The sequence below is a fragment of the Neiella holothuriorum genome (assembly GCF_019457915.1).
In the GTDB taxonomy this organism is placed as follows: domain Bacteria; phylum Pseudomonadota; class Gammaproteobacteria; order Enterobacterales; family Neiellaceae; genus Neiella; species Neiella holothuriorum.
This window is the reverse complement of record NZ_JAHZSS010000002.1, coordinates 274,286-296,373: the sequence shown is the minus strand read 5'-3', so window position 1 is coordinate 296,373 and position 22,088 is coordinate 274,286. Positions and strand designations below refer to the sequence as shown.

General features: G+C 49.3%; 23 protein-coding genes. 18 read left to right on the top strand and 5 right to left on the bottom strand.

Annotated features, from left to right (window positions below):
* Nucleotides 1–19: 19 nt before the first annotated feature.
* Nucleotides 20–2,608 carry a penicillin-binding protein 1A gene (locus tag K0504_RS03170; RefSeq protein WP_220102698.1) on the bottom strand — a complete coding sequence of 863 codons (2,589 nt, stop codon included), beginning with the start codon at nt 2,606–2,608 and terminating at the stop codon, nt 20–22.
* A 199-nt stretch (nt 2,609–2,807) separates the two neighbouring features.
* On the opposite strand from K0504_RS03170, the gene K0504_RS03165 reads away from it, so the two are divergent.
* The 9 genes from K0504_RS03165 to K0504_RS03125 all read left to right on the top strand — a co-directional run bounded on the left by K0504_RS03165 (nt 2,808) and on the right by K0504_RS03125 (nt 11,850).
* The gene (locus K0504_RS03165; RefSeq protein WP_220102697.1) at nt 2,808–3,881 is read left to right on the top strand and encodes a pilus assembly protein PilM; all 1,074 of its coding nucleotides are present in this window, start codon (nt 2,808–2,810) and stop codon (nt 3,879–3,881) included.
* Nucleotides 3,878–4,462: a PilN domain-containing protein gene (locus K0504_RS03160; protein WP_220102696.1), complete on the top strand. Its 585-nt coding sequence runs from the start codon at nt 3,878–3,880 to the stop codon at nt 4,460–4,462. The genes K0504_RS03165 and K0504_RS03160 overlap by 4 nt, the downstream gene beginning before the upstream one ends.
* On the top strand, nt 4,452–5,072 hold the full coding sequence (gene pilO, locus K0504_RS03155) for a type IV pilus inner membrane component PilO (RefSeq protein WP_220102695.1): 621 nt from the start codon (nt 4,452–4,454) through the stop codon (nt 5,070–5,072). The genes K0504_RS03160 and pilO overlap by 11 nt, the downstream gene beginning before the upstream one ends.
* Entirely contained in the window at nt 5,069–5,584 is a 516-nt protein-coding gene (locus K0504_RS03150) for a pilus assembly protein PilP (RefSeq protein ID WP_220102694.1), read from the top strand. The genes pilO and K0504_RS03150 overlap by 4 nt, the downstream gene beginning before the upstream one ends.
* Nucleotides 5,584–7,641, top strand: a complete 2,058-nt coding sequence (locus K0504_RS03145) for a type IV pilus secretin PilQ (protein ID WP_220102693.1) — start codon at nt 5,584–5,586, stop codon at nt 7,639–7,641. The genes K0504_RS03150 and K0504_RS03145 overlap by 1 nt, the downstream gene beginning before the upstream one ends.
* Before the next feature lie 189 nt (nt 7,642–7,830).
* Nucleotides 7,831–8,349 (top strand): shikimate kinase AroK, encoded by a 519-nt coding sequence (aroK, locus tag K0504_RS03140; protein ID WP_220102692.1) that lies wholly within the window; start codon nt 7,831–7,833, stop codon nt 8,347–8,349.
* 14 nt (nt 8,350–8,363) lie between these two features.
* A complete protein-coding gene (gene aroB / locus K0504_RS03135; RefSeq protein WP_220102691.1) occupies nt 8,364–9,437 on the top strand; it encodes a 3-dehydroquinate synthase in 1,074 nt (357 codons plus the stop codon).
* Between the two features lie 17 nt (nt 9,438–9,454).
* Nucleotides 9,455–11,026: an SPOR domain-containing protein gene (locus tag K0504_RS03130; RefSeq protein WP_220102690.1), complete on the top strand. Its 1,572-nt coding sequence runs from the start codon at nt 9,455–9,457 to the stop codon at nt 11,024–11,026.
* Entirely contained in the window at nt 11,023–11,850 is an 828-nt protein-coding gene (locus K0504_RS03125; protein WP_220102689.1) for a Dam family site-specific DNA-(adenine-N6)-methyltransferase, read from the top strand. Before K0504_RS03130 ends, K0504_RS03125 begins: the two co-directional genes overlap by 4 nt.
* Nucleotides 11,851–11,866: 16 nt before the next feature.
* On the opposite strand, the gene K0504_RS03120 is transcribed toward K0504_RS03125, so the two are convergent.
* The 3 genes from K0504_RS03120 to K0504_RS03110 all read right to left on the bottom strand — a co-directional run bounded on the left by K0504_RS03120 (nt 11,867) and on the right by K0504_RS03110 (nt 13,256).
* On the bottom strand, nt 11,867–12,046 hold the full coding sequence (locus tag K0504_RS03120) for a DUF2970 domain-containing protein (RefSeq protein WP_220102688.1): 180 nt from the start codon (nt 12,044–12,046) through the stop codon (nt 11,867–11,869).
* 42 nt (nt 12,047–12,088) lie between these two features.
* Nucleotides 12,089–12,430, bottom strand: coding sequence for a hypothetical protein (locus K0504_RS03115; RefSeq protein ID WP_220102687.1), 342 nt, complete (start codon nt 12,428–12,430; stop codon nt 12,089–12,091).
* 148 nt (nt 12,431–12,578) lie between these two features.
* The gene (locus tag K0504_RS03110) at nt 12,579–13,256 is read right to left on the bottom strand and encodes a TorF family putative porin (RefSeq protein WP_220102686.1); all 678 of its coding nucleotides are present in this window, start codon (nt 13,254–13,256) and stop codon (nt 12,579–12,581) included.
* Between the two features lie 341 nt (nt 13,257–13,597).
* On the opposite strand from K0504_RS03110, the gene rpe reads away from it, so the two are divergent.
* From rpe to arsJ, 9 genes are all read left to right on the top strand, one after another.
* On the top strand, nt 13,598–14,305 hold the full coding sequence (rpe, locus tag K0504_RS03105) for a ribulose-phosphate 3-epimerase (RefSeq protein WP_220102779.1): 708 nt from the start codon (nt 13,598–13,600) through the stop codon (nt 14,303–14,305).
* Nucleotides 14,305–14,985, top strand: coding sequence for a phosphoglycolate phosphatase (locus K0504_RS03100; protein ID WP_220102685.1), 681 nt, complete (start codon nt 14,305–14,307; stop codon nt 14,983–14,985). The genes rpe and K0504_RS03100 overlap by 1 nt, the downstream gene beginning before the upstream one ends.
* A 9-nt stretch (nt 14,986–14,994) precedes the next feature.
* Nucleotides 14,995–15,999 (top strand): tryptophan--tRNA ligase, encoded by a 1,005-nt coding sequence (gene trpS, locus K0504_RS03095; protein ID WP_220102684.1) that lies wholly within the window; start codon nt 14,995–14,997, stop codon nt 15,997–15,999.
* 158 nt (nt 16,000–16,157) lie between these two features.
* The gene (locus K0504_RS03090) at nt 16,158–17,810 is read left to right on the top strand and encodes an FAD-dependent oxidoreductase (protein ID WP_220102683.1); all 1,653 of its coding nucleotides are present in this window, start codon (nt 16,158–16,160) and stop codon (nt 17,808–17,810) included.
* Between the two features lie 18 nt (nt 17,811–17,828).
* Nucleotides 17,829–18,254, top strand: coding sequence for a YeeE/YedE family protein (locus K0504_RS03085; RefSeq protein ID WP_220102682.1), 426 nt, complete (start codon nt 17,829–17,831; stop codon nt 18,252–18,254).
* A complete protein-coding gene (locus tag K0504_RS03080) occupies nt 18,254–18,700 on the top strand; it encodes a YeeE/YedE family protein (protein ID WP_220102681.1) in 447 nt (148 codons plus the stop codon). Before K0504_RS03085 ends, K0504_RS03080 begins: the two co-directional genes overlap by 1 nt.
* An 85-nt stretch (nt 18,701–18,785) precedes the next feature.
* Nucleotides 18,786–19,190 (top strand): metalloregulator ArsR/SmtB family transcription factor, encoded by a 405-nt coding sequence (locus K0504_RS03075; protein WP_220102680.1) that lies wholly within the window; start codon nt 18,786–18,788, stop codon nt 19,188–19,190.
* On the top strand, nt 19,187–20,197 hold the full coding sequence (locus tag K0504_RS03070) for an ArsJ-associated glyceraldehyde-3-phosphate dehydrogenase (protein WP_220102679.1): 1,011 nt from the start codon (nt 19,187–19,189) through the stop codon (nt 20,195–20,197). The genes K0504_RS03075 and K0504_RS03070 overlap by 4 nt, the downstream gene beginning before the upstream one ends.
* Before the next feature lie 111 nt (nt 20,198–20,308).
* Nucleotides 20,309–21,499: an organoarsenical effux MFS transporter ArsJ gene (gene arsJ, locus K0504_RS03065; RefSeq protein ID WP_220102678.1), complete on the top strand. Its 1,191-nt coding sequence runs from the start codon at nt 20,309–20,311 to the stop codon at nt 21,497–21,499.
* Nucleotides 21,500–21,501: 2 nt separating this feature from the next.
* Here the strand turns inward: arsJ and K0504_RS03060 are convergent, their stop codons facing one another.
* Nucleotides 21,502–22,086, bottom strand: coding sequence for a TMEM165/GDT1 family protein (locus K0504_RS03060; protein WP_220102677.1), 585 nt, complete (start codon nt 22,084–22,086; stop codon nt 21,502–21,504).
* Nucleotides 22,087–22,088 lie beyond the last annotated feature (2 nt).

Sequence of the window (22,088 nt, the reverse complement as noted above, 5' to 3'; positions counted from 1 at the left end):
CATTGCGGCACAGGCTTCTTTAAAACAGTTCGTCGGCTGAGTCCGTCGCCTGAGATTCGCTTTCAATGAACGGATCGACTGGGTGACTGATGGACTCGGCATACTGTGTCGGCTCGGTACCGGCTTCAAAGTACTCAAATCGGGTAGAACTATCAGTACTATGAGTCAGCAGGCCAGACGCTCGGTCAATCCTTACACTGACAATATTATCAGGAGCAGTAAAGGGTTGAACCGGCATATTTTGTAAACCAACTTGCATAAATTTGATCCATGCAGGTAAAGCCGTTTTTGCGCCAAACTCTTTGCCGACAATTTGATTTGCGCCAAGGTTGCTATTGGCGACCGTTGATCCCAATTTGCGTTTGTGATCATCAAAGCCGATCCAAGACGTTGCCACTAATCCCGGGTGAAAACCACTGAACCAAGCATCTTTGGCATCATTGGTTGTACCGGTTTTACCGGCAATATCTCGTCGTTTAAGCGCTCGAGCTGCGCGCCAGCCGGTACCATTCCAGCCGGTGCCAGCAGACCAGTTGCCGCCGCCCCAAATCGCACTATTCATGGCTTGGGTCACGAGGAAAGTGTTGGTTGAAGACACCACATGAGGCGCTTGCTGGTTTTGATCGACAGGGTATGCCGGACACATCACAAATTGATCCGCTGCAATCGAGGCAAATTCAGTTAAGCCATCAAACTCAGTCATCGACTCATCCAATTGCTCACATTCAGGGCAAGCGACCAGAGGTTGATGTTTGAACAGGCGATTGCCATGTTGGTCATCAATATGATCAATCAGATACGACGTCACTTGATAACCACCATTGGCGATAACGGCAAAACCATTGGCGACTGCCAGCGGCGTGAAACTCGCAGAGCCAAGCGCTAACGACTCGTTAGGCGGAATATCTTCCAGCGGAAAGCCGAATTTACTCAGGTGTTGGCGAATATTCTGCACGCCAACGGCACGTAATAATCGCACTGACATGACATTTTTCGACTGCGCAAGGCCAAGCCGTAAGCGAGTGTCGCCATCGTAGACTTCCGGCGAGTTCTTGGGACGCCAAGCTACACCGGACGACGCATCCCAATGACTAATCGGCGCGTCGGCCACAAGTGACGCAAGGCTATAACCATGATTAAACGCGGCTGAATAAATAAATGGTTTAATGTTCGAGCCCATCTGGCGCTTCGCTTGATATGCTCGGTTGTATTGGCTCTGACCAAAACTGAAACCACCCACAAGCGCTTGAATGCTGGCGTCTTGCGGATTAAGTGCAATCAAGGCCGCCGAGGCTTCTGGCAACTGAGACAGGGCAAACATGCTGTCTGCCGCAGCTTCCACCATCACCACATCACCTTGTTGCAGGATGTCTGCAGCCACTTTTGGCGCCGCGCCTTGACGCTCATCGGTGATAAAGCGGCGAGCCCAATTCATGCCTTGCCAGTTAATGCTGCCTGTAATACCACGCCGAGTGAGCACCGTGGCCGATTGTTCACCAACTTCTGTGATCATCGCTGGCTGCAATCGCTGATAGCCTCTAAACGGCTTTAAGTAATCAAGCATTTGCTGCTGCGTCCAAGGCGTTTCTGGAAGCACCAATACCGGGTCTTCTTGATCATCTTGCTGCACCAGCCAAGGGTTAGCTATTGGGCCGCGAAAACCATGGCGATGATCGTAGTCCAGTAGGTTTTGCACCACGGCATCAATTGCGCCCTGCTGCAATTTGGAATCAATGGTGGTGTAAACCTTAAAGCCCGACGTGTAAGCCTGCTCTTCACCGTATTTTTCAACCATGTACTGACGCGCCATTTCAGCCACGTAAGGCGCGTTCATTTCAATGGATGGGCCGTGATACTTGCCTTCGAGCAAAGCATGCTTCGCCGATTGATATTCTTCTTCGCTAATGGCTTCAACCGCCAACATTCGCGACAGCACCACATTGCGACGCTCAACAGCATTATCGACAGAATAGATTGGGTTGAGCACGGACGGTGCTTTGGGCAGCCCTGCGATCATGGCGATTTCTGGTAGCGTCAACTCATCAACGGTTTTGCCGAAATACACCTCGGCGGCCGCGCCAACACCGTGAGCACGCTGGCCAAGCGGAATTTTGTTGAGATAAAGTTCGAGGATCTGGTCTTTAGTGAGCAGCTGTTCAATTCGCCACGCCAATAAAATTTCGCGAATTTTACGGCGATAGGTTTTGTCGCGGGTGAGATAAAAGTTTCGCGCCACCTGCATGGTGATCGTACTGGCGCCCTGACGTTTTTCACCAGTCAGCACCAGCGAAACAAAAGCACGAGTAACACCAATGAAGTCAATTCCCGGATGTTCGTAGAAGCGAGCATCTTCGACCGCGAGAAAGGCATCTTTCATTTGCTGCGGTATTTGCTCGATGGCTAGCGGAATACGGCGCTTTTCACCAAACTGTGAAATCAACACCCCATCTTTGGTGTAAACCAGCATTGGAGTTTGTAATTGCACATCTTTCAGCTCGGACACATCGGGCAAATCTCGGCTGAAGTAAACCGCCACGGCGATCGCAACCAATAAGCCCAGCACACCACAGCCAAACGAAAAAACAAATAATGTACGCAACAATTTCACAGTTAGTAATCACTTACATCACAAGGCCAAACGCACTGCGCAGGCTCAAAACCTTAGGAGCAAGAGTATAATGAAGTCACTGGATAATTGACACAAAATAGCGAACTGTGTTGAAACTCCAAGTAAAAGGCCTTGTTTTTTAGTGTAAGAGTCACAGTATAATCGCTCTTAACAAAAGCATTACAATGGACTTGCATACGTGAAATTTGAGCGCTTATGGAAACGCAGCCAGCCGCCGCTTATCGGGCTAGATATCGGCTCCCATGCTGCTAAAGCCGTGTTGCTCAGCCAAACCACCGAAGGCTGGATGGTTGAACATGCAACGCAAGTTCTCATCCCTGCTGAAGCCGTATCAGAGCACGAAATTAAAGACTTCGAAGCGGTTGGCAATGCTCTCAAGCCCCTGCTAACTCGGCTTGGTAAGAAAAATCACCTAGTGGCCGCAGCCGTTGCCGGCTCCTCGGTAATCACCAAAATCATCTATGTTGATGGCGGTGGCAGCGAAGCCGATTTAGAAGCTCAAGTTCAAATAGAAGCCGATCACTTAATCCCGTTCCCACTCGAAGAAGTTAGCCTGGATTTTGAAGTCAAAGGCGAAAATAGCGCCGATGCAAGCCGCATCGACATTTTACTGAGCGCCTGCCGCACCGAACATGTGGAATCTCGAGTGGCAGCGTTAGAAACCGCAGGCTACACGCCCAAAGTCATGGATATTGAGGCATTTGCGCTGGGCCGCACCCTGCCGCTCATGAACTCTCAGTTCCCCGAAGATATGCCGCAGAATACTGTGGCCATGGTCGATATTGGCGCCAATATGATGTTGTTTACCATTGTTAGCAATGGCGAAACCATCTATAACCGCGAGCAACCTTTCGGCGGAGAACAGTTTAATCAGGCGGTGGTCGGCTACTACGGTATGGAGCCAGCGGCAGTAGAAACCGCCAAACTTGAGGGTGCCTTACCGGCAAACTACGATTTTGAAGTGTTGGCACCGTTTCAAACTCAAATGGTGCAGCAAATCCGCCGCAATATTCAGATCTTCTCAACGTCTAGTGGCATTAACGAAATCGACATGTTGGTGCTCAGTGGTGGCAGCGCTATCTTACCCGGCACAGTTGAGCTTCTGCGCGAAGAACTCTCGGTTCATGCCGTCTTGGCAAATCCGTTTGTCGGCATGGAAATCTCACCAAACTTAGATCAATCCAAACTAAATGAGACCGCCCACCAATATGTCATCGCCTGTGGCTTGGCCATGAGGGGGCACAGCGAATGAGCCAAATTAACCTGCTGCCATGGCGTGAAGATGCACGTCAAAAACAACAGCAAGAATATTTAACTGCGCTACTTGCCAGTGCCATTGCCGCTGCATTACTGATGTTTGCCGTATCATCTTTCTTTGGCAGCAAAATCGACAACCAGCGCGCCCGCAATACCTACCTGCAACAAGAAACTGCGATTCTTGACCAGAAAATCCAAGAATTAAACGATCTCAAACAGCAGAAACAAGATTTAGAGCAGCGTCTCAAACTCGTTCAAGAACTGCAGCAAAGCCGCAACTTGCTGACCCAGTTGTTTAACGCGATGGCCGACATGATTCCTCAGGGTGTTTACCTGACCCGCGTCGAAAAGCAGGACAAGCTTTTAAAAATTGAAGGTATCAGCGAATCCAACAACCATTTGGCAACGTTAGTGCGCAACATTGAGCAACTCGAATGGCTCCATAGCCCAAGCATTCAGTCTATTCAGGTCGATGAGATCAGGCCAAAAATTCTCAGCCGATTTGTCATGACGGTGCAAATCGTTGATAAAGATTTAGCATCATCCGAGCAAGAGGTAGCAGTCAATGGCAATTAATTGGCAAGCCGAGCTCGAACAATTAAAGAATGTCGATCTCGACCTTGAGAACATGGGCAGTTGGCCGAACTTGGTAAAAATCATTTTCGCCGTGATTTGCGCCGTGTTCGCGGGCTTTCTGGTGTATTACTTTGTCATCAGTGACCAACTCACCACGCTAGAGCAAGAACGACACGCCGAACAAGAGCTGCGCCAGCAATACCAAGTTAAATATGGCGTCGCGGTTAACGTGGAGTTATATCGCGCTCAGCTGGTAGATATTGAGCAACAATTCCAATCCATGCTCAAGCAACTACCAACCAAGCATGAAACAGCGGCGTTGCTCGATGACATGACCTACGTAGGCACCGCCAATGGTTTACGTTTTGATAAGTTGGAATGGCAGCCAGAGCAACAGCAAGAGTTCTATATCGAATTACCCATGCAGATTAAGGCGGTTGGGCAATACCATCAGCTCGGTCAATTTGTAAGTGACGTGGCAGGGCTCTCTCGCATTATTAGCTTGCACGATTTTGAATTGCTGGCGGATAAAGAAGCTCGCCAAGATCAGCTCATTATGAATGTTCAGGCACGCACCTATCGCTATAAAGATGCGGAGGAGCAACAATGAGACAGATTCTTATCGTTGCATTGTTGCTTGGCCTAGCCGGCTGTGGCGATAACTTAAGTGACGTACGCCAATTCGTACAAACCACTCAAGATGCCTATCGCCCTAAGCCTGAGCCGTTGCCAGAGATTCCAGAGTTTAGTCACATTCCCTATACCGCCAATGTGGTGCGCAGCCCATTTGTTGAGCCGGTGCCTGAACTCATTGAAGTTCAAATTGCCCAGCGCAAAGATTGCCTAACACCCAATCCGACTCGTTTGCGCCACCCATTGGAGTCATTTGCACTCGATGACATAAAAATGCGCGGCACCTTAGGCGATAACAATCGGTTGTTTGGTTTAGTACAAGCCAACGACGGCAATATCTATCAAGTGCAATTAAATGATTATTTGGGCTTGTTTCATGGCAGAGTAGTTTCGGTAACGCCGCGCAAAATCCTATTAGAGGAAATGGTTCCGGAAGGGGACGGCTGCTGGGCCAAACGTACAAATAAAATTGAATTAATTTCCGGCTAATGAAAATTGACCAACGGATAGGAGCAGGACTCGTGTTAACTCAACGGATATGGCGAGCATTTATAATCACTTTACTGTGGTTTCCATGCGTAGTTTTGGCCAGCCAACCGCAACTGATCGACGTGCGTTATAACGGTCTTGTTGACGATCAATTTCAGCTGGAACTTATTTTTGACCAACCTTATTTGCCGCCCACCACATCGGTAGCAAACTTGCCAGAGCAGATTATTGTCACTTTCCCTGAAACGGTGTCAGCAATGACCCTGTCGACTATTCCTGTCGGTGACAAAGGTGTTCAGCGAATTAACTTTTTTCAAACAGCTGAAGGTTTAGCTGTTCACACCATTATGGATCGTTTGCGCCCTTATTCCGGTCGCATTCAAGGCAACAGCTACATTCTAAATCTTGGTAACGACGATACCAGCAGCAAAGATCAGCCGAGCTATCTCAACAAAATTACCGCCATTGATTTTCGTCGCGGTGAACATGGCGCAGGCAACGTATTAGTGTTCTTAGAGCGCAGTTCGGTTGCTGCTGATGTCAGCCAGCAGGGCGACAAAATCGTCATGAGCTTTTTTGACGTAGCCATTGCCAACGCACTCGTAGCATTACTTGATGTGACAGACTTTGCCACCGTCGTCGACTTCATTGACGTGCAGCAAGATCGCCAGAAAGTAACCATGACAGTAGCCAGTAATGGCGACTATCGATTTAGTCACCAGCAAGTCGACAACCTATTTACACTATCCGTTGAGCCGGTTCTGGAAGAAGAAATTGCGCTCGCTCAAAATCAATACACTGGCAAACCCATTTCACTGAATTTCCAAGATATTCCGGTGCGGACCGTGCTACAAATCATTGCCGACCACAATGGCTTTAACTTGGTTACCACCGATTCCATTGCTGGCAACATGACACTGCGTCTTGACGGTGTTCCTTGGGATCAAGCGCTCGACATGATCCTGAAAATTCGCGGCCTTGGAAAACGCATGGAAGGCAATATTTTGCTGGTTGCGCCATCAGAAGAGCTTGCCATCCGCGAAGCGCAAGAGCTAAGAGCACAACAGGAAGTTGAAAAGCTAGCACCATTATTTTCTGAATATGTCCAAATCAATTACGCCAAGGCAGAAGACATTGCCGAGCTGCTGAAAAATGACGATGCCAACATGCTGTCCGAGCGAGGCTCGGTAACCGTTGATGAGCGCACCAACACCTTGTTAATTCGCGACACCACAGAGCAGCTTGAAGAAGTCCGTGGCCTAATCGCTGTGTTAGACCGACCGGTTAAGCAAGTACAAATAGAATCACGCGTGGTAACCATTCTCGACACAGTTAGTGAAGACATAGGCGTGCGCTGGGGTATCACCAATACCTTTGATGCCGGCTCAGGCAATGGTTCAACATCCGGAAGCCTTGAAGGGGCTGATGACGCCAACAATGGCATTGTGCCTTCCATTGCCGATCGGCTTAATGTCGATTTACCGGTTGCCAACCCCGCAGGCTCGATAGCGTTTCAGGTGGCTAAACTCGCCGACGGCACCATCATCGACTTAGAGCTATCGGCACTCGAAGTTGAAAACAAGGGTGAAATCATCGCTAGCCCGCGGATCACCACGGCCAACCAGAAACCAGCCTACATTGAACAAGGTGTTGAGATCCCATATGAAGAATCAACATCCTCGGGCGCCACGAACATTGAATTCAAAAAAGCGGTATTGAGCTTACGGGTTACACCACATATCACACCCGACAACCGAATTATTTTAGATTTGGTGATCACGCAAGATACACAAGGTGAAGAAGTGCCAACATCGACCGGTGGTAGCGCGGTTGCCATCGATAAACAAGAAATCGGTACACAAGTATTAGTCGATAACGGTGAAACCGTTGTTTTAGGCGGTATTTATCAGCAAACCACCAGCAAATCGGTATCAAAAGTCCCTATTTTAGGGGACTTACCTGCAGTCGGTTGGTTATTCCGAAACACCAGTGAGTCTAACGAAAAACGAGAATTATTGATTTTTGTGACGCCACGAATCATTACAGAAACGCTGTGATTCTTTACAAAGGCGATAAAAAATCATATAAACATCGGTCTGAATCGCGCTGAGGTGTTTCTTAGCGCATTCTTTTAACACCATGACGCGCTCAAAAAGCGCGATTTTTTCGCACCATCGGGCGTAAGTTATTTCTGATAGACGTTCACGGTAGAAGCGAACACTTCTTGATTTACCCGTATAAACGCAATGGCTGAAAAACGTAATATTTTCCTTGTTGGCCCTATGGGCGCCGGCAAAAGTACAATTGGACGACAACTCGCACAAGAGCTGCATTTGCAGTTCTACGACTCAGATCATGAGATTGAAAAGCGCACCGGCGCCGATATCTCCTGGGTTTTTGACATTGAAGGCGAAGCTGGCTTTCGTGTTCGTGAAGAGACTGTCATCAACGATCTTACCGAAAAGCAGGGCATTGTCCTGGCGACTGGCGGTGGCTCGATTAAGAGCAAAGAAAACCGTAATCGCCTTTCTGCTCGCGGCATCGTTGTGTATTTAGAAACCTCCATCGATAAGCAGTTCGCTCGCACTCAGCGTGACAAGCGTCGCCCGCTTTTAGCAAATGCGGACGATCCACGTGAAGTATTGGAAGAGCTAGCCGATCAGCGCAACGAACTTTATACTGAAATTGCCGATGTTGTAGTGCAAACCGACGACCAAAGCGCCAAGGTTGTTGCAAGCCAAATTATCAAGCAACTCGATCTGTAAACAAGGAGTTGGTTATGGAGCAGGTCACCGTCCAACTGGATGACCGTAGTTACCCGATTTTTATTGGTTCGGGTTTAATCAAGGACAGCAACTACATTGCTCCATACATCCGTGGCAAAAAGGTGGTGATTGTTACCAACACCACCGTTGCCCCGTTGTATTTGCAAGCCGTTACCGAGTCGCTTAGCGACTTTAATGTCGGCACAGTGATTTTGCCTGACGGCGAGCAATACAAGACCCTTGAGCACCTCAATAGCGTTTTCGATACGCTGCTAACCGATAATCATGGTCGTGATACCACCTTGGTCGCCCTCGGCGGCGGTGTTATTGGTGATATGACCGGTTTTGCTGCCGCATGCTATCAACGTGGTGTTGATTTTATTCAAATCCCAACCACATTGCTGGCGCAGGTTGATTCGTCTGTAGGCGGAAAAACCGCAGTCAATCATCCCCTCGGCAAAAATATGATTGGCGCATTTTATCAACCTCGCGCCGTCATCATTGATATCGACTGTTTGCAAACCTTACCCGCTCGCGAGTTATCAGCGGGTATGGCTGAAGTGATCAAATACGGCATCATCGAAGATTTCGAATTCTTTGAATGGCTTGAGCAGCACATGAATGCGCTCATGGCATTGGACTCTGACCTGATGAGTCATGCCATTGCGCGCTGCTGTCAGATCAAAGCCGACGTTGTTGCTGCAGATGAAACCGAGCGCGGCAAGCGGGCTCTGTTAAATCTTGGCCATACATTTGGCCACGCGATTGAAGCCGAACAAGGTTATGGCAATTGGTTACATGGCGAAGCCGTTGGCGCAGGCATGGTACTCGCTAGCCATACCGCAATGTTACAAGGCTTGGTCACGGAAGCTGAGCACCTGCGTATGGTGCAAATCATTGAAGCAGCACAACTTCCGGTGACAAAACCCAGCGATATGGATTATGCTTCCTTTATCAAACACATGATGCGCGACAAAAAAGTTCAAGATGGTCAGTTGCGACTTGTGTTACCTGAAACCATCGGGCGCGCCGGCATCTATGATGCTGTGCCGGAAACTGTGCTCCAACAGGTGATAGATAGCCAATAAACCATGCAGGCCTTTTGATGGAATTAGAGCCACACGCCACCAGCCTTTTGCCTTCACAGCAGCAACTCGTGCTGCGTATCCAGCATTTAGCCGGACTCGATTCCAACTTAGTGATTGTTGCCGGGCGCGAAGGGGCGGGGAAAGAAACCCTGTCCTCTGCCATTGTCGAGCAATACAGTAACGAATTTGACGTTGCTTGGTTGCCACTTAACGCCAAAAGCACCGATTCGGTCATCCGCTCACAAATTCTCAATCAGCTGTTTGTCGATACCGCTTACGATCCCGATGCGCCGCTACAACAGAGCATTAATGACATTCTGGGAGAGCAAGGTGGCAAGCAGCTCATCGTCCTCAATCATTCGGAACGACTAAGTAACCAACTACTGGTTGAGTTGTGGAGTGTGGTCGAAAACAGCCGCAAACTACCGGCTGGTACGCACCATATTGCGGTCCTGTTGTTTGCTGAACCTTCGTGGGCGAATCGCGTCTCGCAAGAAATGGCCGCCATTACCGACGCTGATCAGCCAGTATTACAAATTCCACCGCTACCATTGGACGAGCGCAAACAATTATTTGTTAACTTGCAGCAGCGCCTCGAACAAGAATCACAAGATGTCGACTTGTTTGAACGCCAGCTCGACGAGCAAGACGGCTTACCTGGCGAAGTTGTAGACCTTTGCAGCAACACGACAACCCCAGTAATCGACCCTCAGGCCGATGAGCAGCCCGCCGACAGTGAACCGCGTAAGTTTCCTATTGCTGCCATTGCCATGGTCGCTATGTGCGTGTTTATCGCGCTAATTTTGATGTGGGCATTTTCCAACAGTCAAGATTCAAACCAACCTCAAGCAAGCATTAAAGAACAAAGCACAACACAGGAAGCTGTTGCAGCCACCGAACCTTCGACCGCAGCAGATCAACAAGGGCACAATGAAACCCACCCCAACTCCGATGACAACCTAGCGTCGCTGCCAGCGCAATTACCCGCTGAAACATTCACGACGCAAGTTGATGATGAGTCGCAAAAACAACGTATCGAGCTAGATGAAAAAACGCTGGATAAAATTGCGGAAAAAATCCCTGACGCCGCGAGCGAATCAACGACAGAGCTCGCCGATACCGCCCCTGTAGATGTTTCAGCTAGTAACGAGGCAAGCTCAATAACGCCCGATATCAGTGAGCCTGTAGCGCCATCGCTGCCAGCCCCTGAACCACAACAAACAGAGCTACAACCAACAGAGCAGCAAGCGCAGCCGGTTGACGATGCCATAACAAAAGAGCCCACGCCGGCCGTGCAGCCTTGGTGGCATACCTTGAATTCCAACCATTATGTTTTGCAGCTTGGGGTGATGAGTAGCGATGCAGGTCTAATTAAATTTGCCAAACGGTATGGCCTAACAGCTGATCCGAAATTCCGTCATTATCAAAGTCAGCGCAACGGCAAGCCTGTATTCATTGGCGTGTACGGTGATTACCCCTCCTCGGTGTCCGCTCGCAGCGCCATCAAGACCATGGCACCAGCCGTTCAAAAGCTGAGCCCTTGGCCCAAATCCGTCGCCAAAGTACAGCAAGAAGTACAAAACCCTTGAGAAACTCCAAACAACGCTCATTTTTGAAATGGGCAGGCGGTAAATACGCGCTGATCGAGTCCATCACCAAACGTTTGCCAGCCGGCCCTCGTTTAGTTGAACCGTTTGTCGGCGCCGCCAGTGTGTTTCTCAATACTGATTACACCAGCTATTGGCTCAATGACATTAACCCTGATCTGATCGATGTGTACCGTCGTTTGCAGCAGCAACCCGAGCAATTGATTGAAGCCACGCGCCCCCTTTTCACGCCTGAATACAATCAGTCAGAGGTTTACTACCGACTGCGCACCGAGTTTAACCAACTCGAGCCGAGCTTGCGCCGTGCTAGCCTGTTTATCTACTTCAATCGACACGGTTATAACGGCCTTTGCCGCTACAATCGCTCAGGTGGCTTCAACGTGCCATTTGGCCGTTACAAACGACCTCACTTTCCAGAACAAGAAATGCGCGCCTTTGCCGCCAAAGCACACCGAGCAATTTTAACCTGTTTGCCGTTTGAGAAAGTTTTCGAGCAAGTTGAGCAAGGCGATGTTGTGTATTGCGATCCACCGTACGCACCGCTTAGCGCAACAGCGAGCTTTACCGCCTATGCTGGGAATGGGTTTAGTAGCAACGATCAGCTGAAGTTAGCCGAGTGCGCGAATCATTGTGCCACTCAGCAGTCGGCCTCGGTTTTGATCAGTAACCACGATCTCGATTCCACCCGAAGTTGGTACCAGCAAGCCACAATTACGCAATTGAACGTGCGCCGCACCATCAGTCGTAACGGCAATAACCGAGGAAAAGTGAAAGAGTTGCTCGCACTCTATCGCATAAAGCCCTGAAGTGATTCTCGCCTTGTTAGCTGCCTGCTAGCACCCAATGCACAATGCCAATTAACACGGCAACAAAGATGGCAATCAATAACACGCCAGCAATAACAAATGGCAAGATGCGACGCTGGCTGAAATCTGACTGGCGTACCGATTCAGATTGAACGCCAAATAGCGCACCTGCAGCACTTTTAAAGTAGCGCCACATGGGAAAAGTAATCCGAATTGAAATTACGCTGACGAGCTAAAATTAGCGAGATTCGCCGGTCGGCTTTTTATCTGATTGGATCGACTTGTTGCTATCACGAGACAGCAATTCAAGTAAATCAAGGAAGTGAAAACTAGTTGAACGACTGCTACCGATAGCCCATCCGTACCAAGATGTGGAAGGGTTTGACGCAGCAATTGCGCATTGATTGGTAGGATGACTACTTGGCAAGGCATTATCGTAGGAAACGCCGGACTCACAATCACAAGCCATCAAACCCGCAGTATTTGCTGCCTGGCTTTGATAAACCATACTCGCACCAATCGCAACAGTTACGACCAATGCTGAAACACTGCTGGATATCCATGCTAGTTTGCGTTTCATGATTGTTGCCTTTTTGCCTATTTCCATGTGTCAATCGGTTAACAAGTATACAAGGATGTTTCTGATGAAACAAATTGATCGTAAACAAAAAAACACCGCCTATTGGCGGTGCTTTTTATCGCATTGTATTCTTTATATTTTTTAGTGCTTACAGGTCGAAATCGACAGAGTAAGTAATCGCTGCTTTCAGGTCATCCATGTTGCCATCATCGAGGTCAGTTTTAGAAACCATCAATGTGAAACCGTCTTTGCTCAAAGAAGCGTTATAGTCGATGTAGTCGCTAGTACCGAACCAATCTTCAACCGTGTCACCGTCGCTCATGCCAACGTGTAGACCCAACTCCAGACCTTCAGAAACTTCGAAAGCTGCATCAGCGAAGTAGTAGAACATTTCGTCTTCTGCGCCATCAGCGAAGTCATCATAAACCATGGTAGAAACACCAACGGTCAAGAAGCTGTAAGAAACGCTCAGCGCGGCTTCAGCAAAGTTCAGGTCATCGCCATCTGGGTATGCATAGTAGATCAAACCAATGTCGTAGCTGAAATCACCTACTTCACCAGCATAACCGCCGTAGAAATCCATTTCGTAAGACGTGTCGTCACCGAAATCAACGTTAGAAACCCAAGTACCAACGTAGATACCATTTGAAGCTTCGTAATCGATACCACCAGATACAGCAGCGCCGTCATCTGATTGAGTAACGCCACGCCACAAGTAGTTGCTGGTTGCTGCAGCATTTGCAGACAAACCTTCAACAGCCATAGCTGGGGCAGATAAAGTAGCAGCTACGATCGCAGACGCGATCAAAGTTTTAGTTGCTTTCATAAGTGTGTACTCCTGGATATGTGAGTGATGTTATTCGACTTTTTAGTATGTCGTTTCATAGTCTGGGCTGATTAAAGCACACGCTATGCCAGAGTTGTAATACCTATATTTATTAAACATTTATGAATAATTATGCACTTAACAACGTTTTCTAATTTACCTCTTTGCACCACTTTTGATCCACGAGATAGTGCGCAAATCCAATTTGGTGCAAACAGTCATAGTTGGTGCAACTATTCAATAACCATCATCACTGCATTGACCAACCGGATCCGCTACACTAACGCCTTTACTAAATCTGAGACGTAAACAACCGGCGAACATAACCCATGGCTAATACAATTCATCCTCATGTTATTGCTCCTTCGATCTTATCGGCTGATTTAGCGCGCTTAGGTGATGATGTGGCAAAAGTGTTGGCCGCTGGCGCCGACTGGGTTCACTTCGATGTCATGGACAACCATTACGTCCCCAACCTGACGTTCGGCCCTGCCGTGTGTAAAGCGCTGCGCGACTACGGCATTAGCGCTCCCATCGATGTACATTTAATGGTTGAGCCCGTTGATGCCTTAATTCCACAATTCGCTGAAGCTGGCGCAAGCCTGATCAGCTTCCACCCAGAAGCGTCAAAGCATCCACATCGCAGCATTCAAGCAATTAAGGCAGCTGGTTGTCAGGCTGGCATCGTACTTAACCCAGGTACACCGCTCAGCATTGTCGATTACCTTATTGATGATTTAGATTTGATCTTGTTGATGTCGGTAAACCCAGGCTTTGGTGGCCAGAAATTCATTCCATCGACCATGGACAAAGTCCGTCAAACACGCGCACTGATTGACGCCTACGGCCTTCCTATCCGGCTTGAGGTTGATGGCGGTGTCAATACAGCCAACATTGGCGACATTGCAGCTGCGGGGGCCGATACCTTTGTTGCTGGCTCAGCTATTTTTGGCCAACCCGATTACGCCCAAGTCATCGCAGAAATGCGTACTAAATTGGCCTCTGCTGCAGATTCTGAAACCATTTCTGAAGCTGGTGACGAGTCCTAATGGTGTTCCAGGGTATAAAAGGCATCGCATTTGATTTAGATGGCACCTTGCTCGATAGTGCGCCCGATTTAGGCGCAGCCATCAATGTAATGCTGACTGATTTAGGTGCAGAGCCGGTTTGCGATCAGCTTTCCAGACAATGGGTTGGTAATGGCATGCCCAAGCTGGTGCAACGGGCAATGGCTCATGCAAAACTTTGCTCATCGACTTACGAGCAAGCGTTTACACTGTTTACTGACGCCTACGCCGCTGATTCCAGTTCACGTTCACGTTTATATGAAGGCGTTGCACCTGCGTTGGCTGAATTGCATAAACAGGGTATGGCCATGGCGTTGATCACCAATAAAGCGGCGCGCTTTTTACCAAGCCTATTAGCTGACTTTGATTTAGCCGATTACTTTTCAATTGTCTTAGGTGGCGACACCCTGCAAGAGAAAAAACCACACCCACTACCGTTATTGCATGTTTGCCAACAATGGCAAATTAAGCCAAGCGAATTGTTGATGGTGGGTGACTCCAAAAATGACGTTCAGGCAGGGCAGGCCGCGGGGGCACAAACCCTTGGCTTGACCTACGGCTATAACTACGGCGAACATATCGCCCTTAGCAATCCAGATCAGGTTGCTGATAACTTAATCGAGCTAGCACAGCAGCTGGCTTCAACAAATCAACACGTTTAGGTAATACACATGTCCAAACCCATTGTGCTCAGCGGTATTCAGCCCTCTGGCAGCCTTACCATTGGTAACTACATTGGCGCCATCAACCAGTGGGTGCCAATGCAGAATGAATTCGATTGCTTCTTTATGCTGGCCGACTTGCATGCCATTACTGTGCGCCAAGATCCGCAGCAACTGCGCAATCAAGTTTACGACTGCTTGGCTATGTATATCGCCTGTGGTTTGGATCCAGAAAAAAGCGCTATTTTCGTTCAGTCTCACGTACCAGAACATGCGCAACTGACTTGGGTGCTCAACTGCTACACCCAAATGGGCGAATTGAGCCGTATGACTCAGTTCAAAGATAAGTCAGCCAAAAATGCCAGCAACATCAACGTGGGCCTGTATGGCTACCCTGTTTTAATGGCTTCGGACATTCTGCTTTATCAAGCTGAGCAAGTACCGGTTGGCGATGATCAAAAACAGCACCTTGAATTAACTCGTGACGTCGCCACGCGCTTCAACAATATTTACGGCGACACCCTTCGTGTGCCAGAGCCCATGATCCCAAAAGTCGGCGCCCGCATCATGTCACTACAAGAGCCGACCAAGAAAATGTCGAAGTCGGACGTGAATCCAAAGTCCTTCATTTTGTTGAATGACACGCTCAAGCAGATCACCAAGAAAATTAAATCGGCAGTGACCGACTCTGATGAACAAGCTCGTATCTATTTTGATACGCAAGAGAAGCCTGGTGTCTCGAATTTACTCACATTGTTGTCAATCGCTACCGGCCGAACCATTGACGATTTAGTCCCTGAGTACGAAGACAAAATGTACGGTCACCTGAAGGGCGACACGGCGGAGGCAATCGTGGCCATGATTGATCCGATTCAGCAAAAATACGCTGAACTACGCGCCAATACCGACTACCTGCACTCAGTTATGCGCAGTGGTGCTGACCGAGCGAGTGCGCAAGCGTCCAAGACGTTGGCGGCGGTATACGACAAAGTCGGCTTTATTCAAGCGCCTTAATCCGCTCACTTTTATTAAGCCAACTAACGCCAGCAGCCTGCTGGCGTTTTTGATCTTGATTAATTAACAACCAATCAGCGTTAATTTACAGTGGACAAATCAGCTACAACCTGTATATTAGAATTATCTAATTTAATATTATTCAAAAGGCCTTTGCTATGACCCGTATTGTTATCGTCGGTGGCGTCGCCGGCGGCGCATCTGCTGCCGCTCGAGCGCGCCGAATGAGTGAGTCTGCCAATATCGTCATGTTTGACCGCGGTGATTACGTTTCCTTTGCAAATTGTGGCTTGCCCTATCATATTGGCGGCGACATCGAATCACGCGATGCTTTAGTGCTGCAAACCCCGCAAAGCTTTAAGCAGCGTTTCAATGTTGACGTGCGCATCGGTTGCAACGTGGAACGTATCAACGTCGCCAGTAAAACCGTCACGGTACGGCAGCTTGCCACCGGAGCTTCTTATGAGGAGCCCTACGACAAATTGTTGCTTAGCCCCGGCGCCAAGTCGGTCTTGCCGCCCATTCCAGGGTTAATCAATAGTCGCTCATTTACCTTAAGAACCCTGCCGGACATGGACAATATCATGGCTTTAATCGAGCGTGATAAACCAACCCATGCCACGGTTATGGGTGGCGGATTTATCGGTTTGGAAGCAGTTGAAGCTCTCAAACAACGCGGCTTGAGAGTAGCCCTAGTTGAACTTGGCAAGCAGGTCATGGCCAATGTGGATGCAGAAATGGCCAGTCCGCTGCATCAAGCAATCAAGTCCCATGATGTCGATTTGAAATTGGCTACGGCGGTTACCGCAGTGCAAGAGCGTGAAGCCGATTTACAGCTGACCTTATCTGACGGCCAAACCCTCAGCACCCAGTTGCTGATCCTTGCAACAGGCGTCAAGCCTGAAATCGAGCTGGCACAACAGGCCGGCATTGAAATTGGTGAACTAGGCGGTATTAAGGTCAACCAACGTATGGAAACGTCAGTGGCCGATATCTATGCCGCTGGCGATGCCGTTGAACATGTTGAGCTAATTTCCGGTGCGCCAGCACTGATCCCGCTGGCAGGCCCCGCTAACCGACAAGGCCGCATTGCAGCCGACAACATGCTCGGTGGCGATAAGCGCTACCATGCAACCCAAGGCACGGCCGTTTGCCGAGTCTTTGATCTGACCATTGCGTCAACCGGTGCCAGTGAAAAAATGCTCCAACGTAACGGCCGAGATTACGAAAAGATCTATGTCCACCCGATGAACCATGCGGGTTACTTCCCCGGCGCCAGTGCGGTGAGTTTGAAGCTGTTATTTGAGCCAACAGAAGGCACTATTCTTGGTGCACAAGCAGTCGGAAAAGACGGAGTCGACAAACGTATTGATGTGCTTGCCATGGCCATTCGCGCCAAATTAACCGCCTTTGACTTAGAGGAGCAAGAGCTTTGCTACGCACCGCCTTACGGCTCGGCTAAAGATGTGGTCAATCTGGCCGGTTTTGTGGCCGCCAACTACTTACGTGGTGAAACTGACATCTGTCAGGTGGAGGATGTGCTCAGCCCTGCGCCCAACCAAGTGGTGTTGGATGTGCGTAATCCACCGGAGTTAAAAAATGTTGGTGAAGTGGCAGGCGCCGTGAACATTCCACTTGATCAGTTACGCGAACGGCTCAATGAGTTAGACGATACCAAAGAATATTTGGTGACCTGCATGGTCGGTCTACGGGCTCATGTCGCTACGCGCATGCTAATTAACGCCGGCTTCAAAGCCAAAAACATGACGGGCGGCTTTAAGACTTACCAAATGGTTAACGCCTGTCTGTAGTTTCATTGGAGCCAAATCATGACCGAATTTACCCCTATCAGCGCACTACTAGGCGGCGCGCTCATTGGCGCAGGCGGCGTACTCTTGTTGCTGCTCAATGGCAGAATTGCCGGTATCAGCGGCATTGCCAGCCAACTACTGCAAAAACCAAACGGCGACTGGGGTTGGCGGTTGGCTTTTGTTCTAGGTCTAATCGTTGCGCCGTGGGTGTTGTTACCGACAGCCATCAATATTGCGCCACTGGCCGAACGCAGCACCACGCTCATCATCATTGCGGGCTTGTTAGTTGGCATGGGGACCAATATTGGCAGCGGGTGTACGTCCGGTCACGGCATTTGTGGCATGGCGAGATTATCAAAACGTTCCATCGTCGCCACCCTTGTGTTCATGACAACGGCAATCATCGTGGTTGCTGTTTCATCTAATCTCAAAGGGTGGTCCTGATGAAACAACCAACCAATGTTAAAACTTATCTAAGTGCCTTGGCCTGCGGCCTATTGATGGGGCTTGGTCTAGTCATTTCCGGTATGGTGAATCCTCAAAAAGTCATTGGCTTTTTAGATCTGTTCGGCCATTGGGATCCGTCACTAGCCTTTGTAATGGCCGGTGCACTTGCTGTGTACGCGCCCGTTTACTGGTTGGTTGTAAAGCGCCGAGAGAAATCAGCGTTACAGCAAACAATGCAAATTCCAGTGCGAACCGATCTCGACTGCAAACTACTCATAGGCGCCATTTTGTTTGGCATTGGCTGGGGGTTGGCCGGTATTTGCCCCGGCCCAGCCTTAACCTTATTGACCACCGGCGAATCGCAAATCGTGCTGTTTGTCGTCGCGATGTTTGCCGGTTTCTGGCTGGCACCCAAGTGGTTATCGCTGCTCGATAAAAACTAAACTTCAACCGACATAACAAATTCGATATTTTACATATCTGTTTTTTTGTATATGATTAGCGTACTCATTTGTTGGAGTCGCTATCATGTCAATTGCTACTGAGTCAGCTGCCGACACGCAGCTTACCCTTGACCAATCTTTAGATATCGTCAAATCACTGGCCGATATCAACCGACTTGAACTGACCTTGCTGATCGATCATCAAGGCGAGCTTTGCGTGTGTGAGCTAGAAACAGCCATGCAACAACCGCAAGCTAAAATATCTCGCAACTTGGCATTGCTGCGCCGCGCAGGCGTACTGACCGATCGACGGCAGGGGAAATGGGTTCATTATCAACTCAATTCCGATATTCCGGCATGGCTTAAATACATGTTGGAACAACTAAAAACTTCTGAAACAGCACGTATTACACAGCTTGTAGTCCGCATGGAGCAAATGGGCGAACGCCCTAAACGTCTCCGCGACTGCTGCCCCGGAGAAGCATCATGACCATTAAAGTAGGTATTAACGGCTTTGGCCGCATTGGCCGCCTTGCGCTGCGCGCCGCATTCGACTGGCCAGAATTAGAATTTGTTCAAATTAACGATGTCGCCGGCGACGCCAGCACCCTCGCTCACTTGCTGCAATTCGATTCGGTACAGGGCACTTGGCAACACGAGGTGACCAGCGATGGCACTGACATGCTAATTAACGGTAAGCGCATCGCTTGTAGCCAAGCCAAGGCTATTGCTGATGTGGACTGGTCTGGTTGTGATGTTGTGCTCGAAGCCACCGGCGTCCATCGTAAAACCGAGTTATTACAGGGTTATTTAACTCAGGGCGTGAAGCGCGTGGTGGTGTCAGCGCCAGTGAAAGAGCCGGGCATCGCCAACATCGTGATGGGCGTAAATGACCACCTTTATCAGCCAGATCAACATCCAATCGTCACAGCCGCAAGCTGCACCACAAATTGCTTGGCGCCAGTGATTAAAGTGATCAACGAGCAGTTTGGTATTGAGCGCTGCATGATGACCACGATTCACGATCTGACCAACACGCAGACCATTTTGGATGCACCACACAAAGATTTACGCCGCGCCCGTGCTTGTGGCATGTCGCTGATCCCAACTACAACCGGCTCAGCCACAGCCATTGTCGAAATTTTTCCTGAGCTAAAAGGCAAAATTAACGGTCATGCGGTACGCGTACCATTGGCCAATGCCTCATTGACAGACATGGTATTCGAACTACAAAAAGACACTTCAGCAGATGAAGTCAATGCAGCATTGAAGCAAGCTTCTGAAAGCGAACTACAAGGGATTTTAGGCTTTGAAGAGCGCCCGCTGGTATCCATCGACTACAAGGGCGACCAACGCTCTACCGTGGTGGATGCACAGAGCACCATGATGCTCGAAGCGCGGATGCTGAAAATCTACGCTTGGTACGACAATGAAATGGGCTACGCCACTCGCACGAGTGAGCTGATCCGTAAAGTTGGTTTGTCGGACCAAGCTTAAATTGAGATCGTCAAGGTTTAGAACCCTCTAGAGTCAGGGGCCGTAACAGGCCCCGCGCTCGGTATCGTGCAGTCACCGTTATTGCCGCACATCGGCAGGAAACAACGCAACATGACCCATGCCCTAAAACAATACCTTCTGGTTACTTTCAATTACTGGAATTTCACGCTCACTGACGGCGCACTGCGCATGTTGGTAGTGCTTCATTTCCATCACTTGGGGTATTCGGCGCTTAGTATCGCCATGTTGTTTTTGTTTTATGAAGTGTTTGGCGTGATCACCAATCTAGTTGGCGGCTGGCTGGCCACCCGGCTGGGTTTAAACAGCACCATGAACCTCGGTTTGGCGTTACAAATTATTGCCTTGCTAGCACTGGCTGCGCCAGCAGAGTGGCTCTCTATACCCTATGTCATGGCCGCCCAAGCACTTTCCGGCATCGCCAAAGATCTCAATAAAATGAGCGCCAAAAGCAGTATCAAGATGCTGTTGCCTGAGCAACAACAAAGCGCGTTGTACAAGTGGGTTGCGATTCTAACGGGCTCAAAGAACGCGCTTAAAGGTGCTGGATTTTTCTTAGGTGGCGGCCTGCTGGCTTGGTTTGGGTTTACTCAGGCCATGCTGGGAATGGCGGCTGTATTGGCGGCAGTGCTCGTTATGAGTTTGTTGTTGCTACAAAAAGACTTAGGCAAAGCCAAAGCAAAAACCAAATTCCGCGATATTTTCTCCAAAAGCCGCAGCGTAAATGTACTGTCCGCTGCGCGCATGTTCCTATTTGGTGCTCGCGATGTGTGGTTTGTTGTGGCGCTACCGGTGTACCTCGCGAGTGTATTTGACTGGCCACATTTGCAGGTGTCTGGATTTCTCGCCGTATGGGTGATCGGTTATGGCTTGGTACAAGGGGTTGCACCTATTCTCACACGCATAGGCGGCCAAATCCCAGATGGCCGAGCCGCATTGTGGTGGGCAAGTATACTGGCCGCTGTGACAGCTTTAGTTGCCAGTCTCGTTACGCTGCAATGGCAGCCTCAGTTAGCCATTGTGATTGGCTTGCTAGTATTCGGGGCGGTGTTTGCGGTGAATTCTTCACTCCATTCCTATTTGATTGTCAGCTATGCCGATCGGGATGGGGTATCGCTTGATGTTGGCTTTTACTACATGGCCAATGCCATGGGCCGGCTGATTGGTACTGTGTTGTCAGGCTTGGTTTACCAACTCGCAGGGCTTACCGCTTGCTTGTGGGTTTCAGTAGCATTTTTGCTGGCAACAAGTGTCATTTCAATCGCCTTACCAAAAGGCAAATGAGTCTAGCTAAATGCGCGATAGGCCATGACAATCGCCATCAGCAAAAATAAGCCGCCACAAGCGCCATGGAGCCACTGCATATTGAGTCGCCGTAGCAAGGTGCAACCCACCACAACCCCAATCCCTGTCGTGAACGCCAAGCCGACGGTGGCACCGAGCCAAACCGGTACAACCGGATAATTAGCGCTCAACGCCGCAACACTAAGTTGCGTCTTATCACCTAACTCGGCAATGGCAATTAAACTAAACGTGGACCACACCACCTGCTTGCGGCTGATTGGCTGGCACGTCAGTTCTTCATCACCCTGTAAATGATGCATTGCTTCTTTACAAGCTTGCCAACCAAAGTAGCCAAACATGGCGGCGGCTCCAGCCAACACCCATTCGGCCGGCAACCAGTGAGCTAATGAGCCGCCGACAATTACAGCAACCGCATTGAGCACTGCAAATGCGGCAATTGCACCTATTAACACGAGTCGAGCAGGCTGACGAGCAGCCACAGCCATGCATACAAGCTGACTTTTGTCGCCCATTTCGGCTAACACAACAACGGCAAAACTGATGCTTATGGCGTCTAAACTCATCATCA

Excerpts from the sequence above, each read along its gene's own strand:
- K0504_RS03160 (WP_220102696.1), top strand. The coding sequence starts at position 3,878 with ATGAGCCAAATTAACCTGCTGCCATGGCGTGAAGATGCACGTCAAAAA.
- pilO (WP_220102695.1), top strand. The coding sequence starts at position 4,452 with ATGGCAATTAATTGGCAAGCCGAGCTCGAACAATTAAAGAATGTCGAT.
- K0504_RS03150 (WP_220102694.1), top strand. The coding sequence starts at position 5,069 with ATGAGACAGATTCTTATCGTTGCATTGTTGCTTGGCCTAGCCGGCTGT.
- K0504_RS03145 (WP_220102693.1), top strand. The coding sequence starts at position 5,584 with ATGAAAATTGACCAACGGATAGGAGCAGGACTCGTGTTAACTCAACGG.
- aroK (WP_220102692.1), top strand. The coding sequence starts at position 7,831 with ATGGCTGAAAAACGTAATATTTTCCTTGTTGGCCCTATGGGCGCCGGC.
- aroB (WP_220102691.1), top strand. The coding sequence starts at position 8,364 with ATGGAGCAGGTCACCGTCCAACTGGATGACCGTAGTTACCCGATTTTT.
- K0504_RS03130 (WP_220102690.1), top strand. The coding sequence starts at position 9,455 with ATGGAATTAGAGCCACACGCCACCAGCCTTTTGCCTTCACAGCAGCAA.
- K0504_RS03120 (WP_220102688.1), bottom strand. The coding sequence starts at position 12,046 with ATGTGGCGCTACTTTAAAAGTGCTGCAGGTGCGCTATTTGGCGTTCAA.
- K0504_RS03115 (WP_220102687.1), bottom strand. The coding sequence starts at position 12,430 with ATGAAACGCAAACTAGCATGGATATCCAGCAGTGTTTCAGCATTGGTC.
- K0504_RS03110 (WP_220102686.1), bottom strand. The coding sequence starts at position 13,256 with ATGAAAGCAACTAAAACTTTGATCGCGTCTGCGATCGTAGCTGCTACT.
- K0504_RS03100 (WP_220102685.1), top strand. The coding sequence starts at position 14,305 with ATGGTGTTCCAGGGTATAAAAGGCATCGCATTTGATTTAGATGGCACC.
- trpS (WP_220102684.1), top strand. The coding sequence starts at position 14,995 with ATGTCCAAACCCATTGTGCTCAGCGGTATTCAGCCCTCTGGCAGCCTT.
- K0504_RS03090 (WP_220102683.1), top strand. The coding sequence starts at position 16,158 with ATGACCCGTATTGTTATCGTCGGTGGCGTCGCCGGCGGCGCATCTGCT.
- K0504_RS03085 (WP_220102682.1), top strand. The coding sequence starts at position 17,829 with ATGACCGAATTTACCCCTATCAGCGCACTACTAGGCGGCGCGCTCATT.
- K0504_RS03080 (WP_220102681.1), top strand. The coding sequence starts at position 18,254 with ATGAAACAACCAACCAATGTTAAAACTTATCTAAGTGCCTTGGCCTGC.
- K0504_RS03075 (WP_220102680.1), top strand. The coding sequence starts at position 18,786 with ATGTCAATTGCTACTGAGTCAGCTGCCGACACGCAGCTTACCCTTGAC.
- K0504_RS03070 (WP_220102679.1), top strand. The coding sequence starts at position 19,187 with ATGACCATTAAAGTAGGTATTAACGGCTTTGGCCGCATTGGCCGCCTT.
- arsJ (WP_220102678.1), top strand. The coding sequence starts at position 20,309 with ATGACCCATGCCCTAAAACAATACCTTCTGGTTACTTTCAATTACTGG.
- K0504_RS03060 (WP_220102677.1), bottom strand. The coding sequence starts at position 22,086 with ATGATGAGTTTAGACGCCATAAGCATCAGTTTTGCCGTTGTTGTGTTA.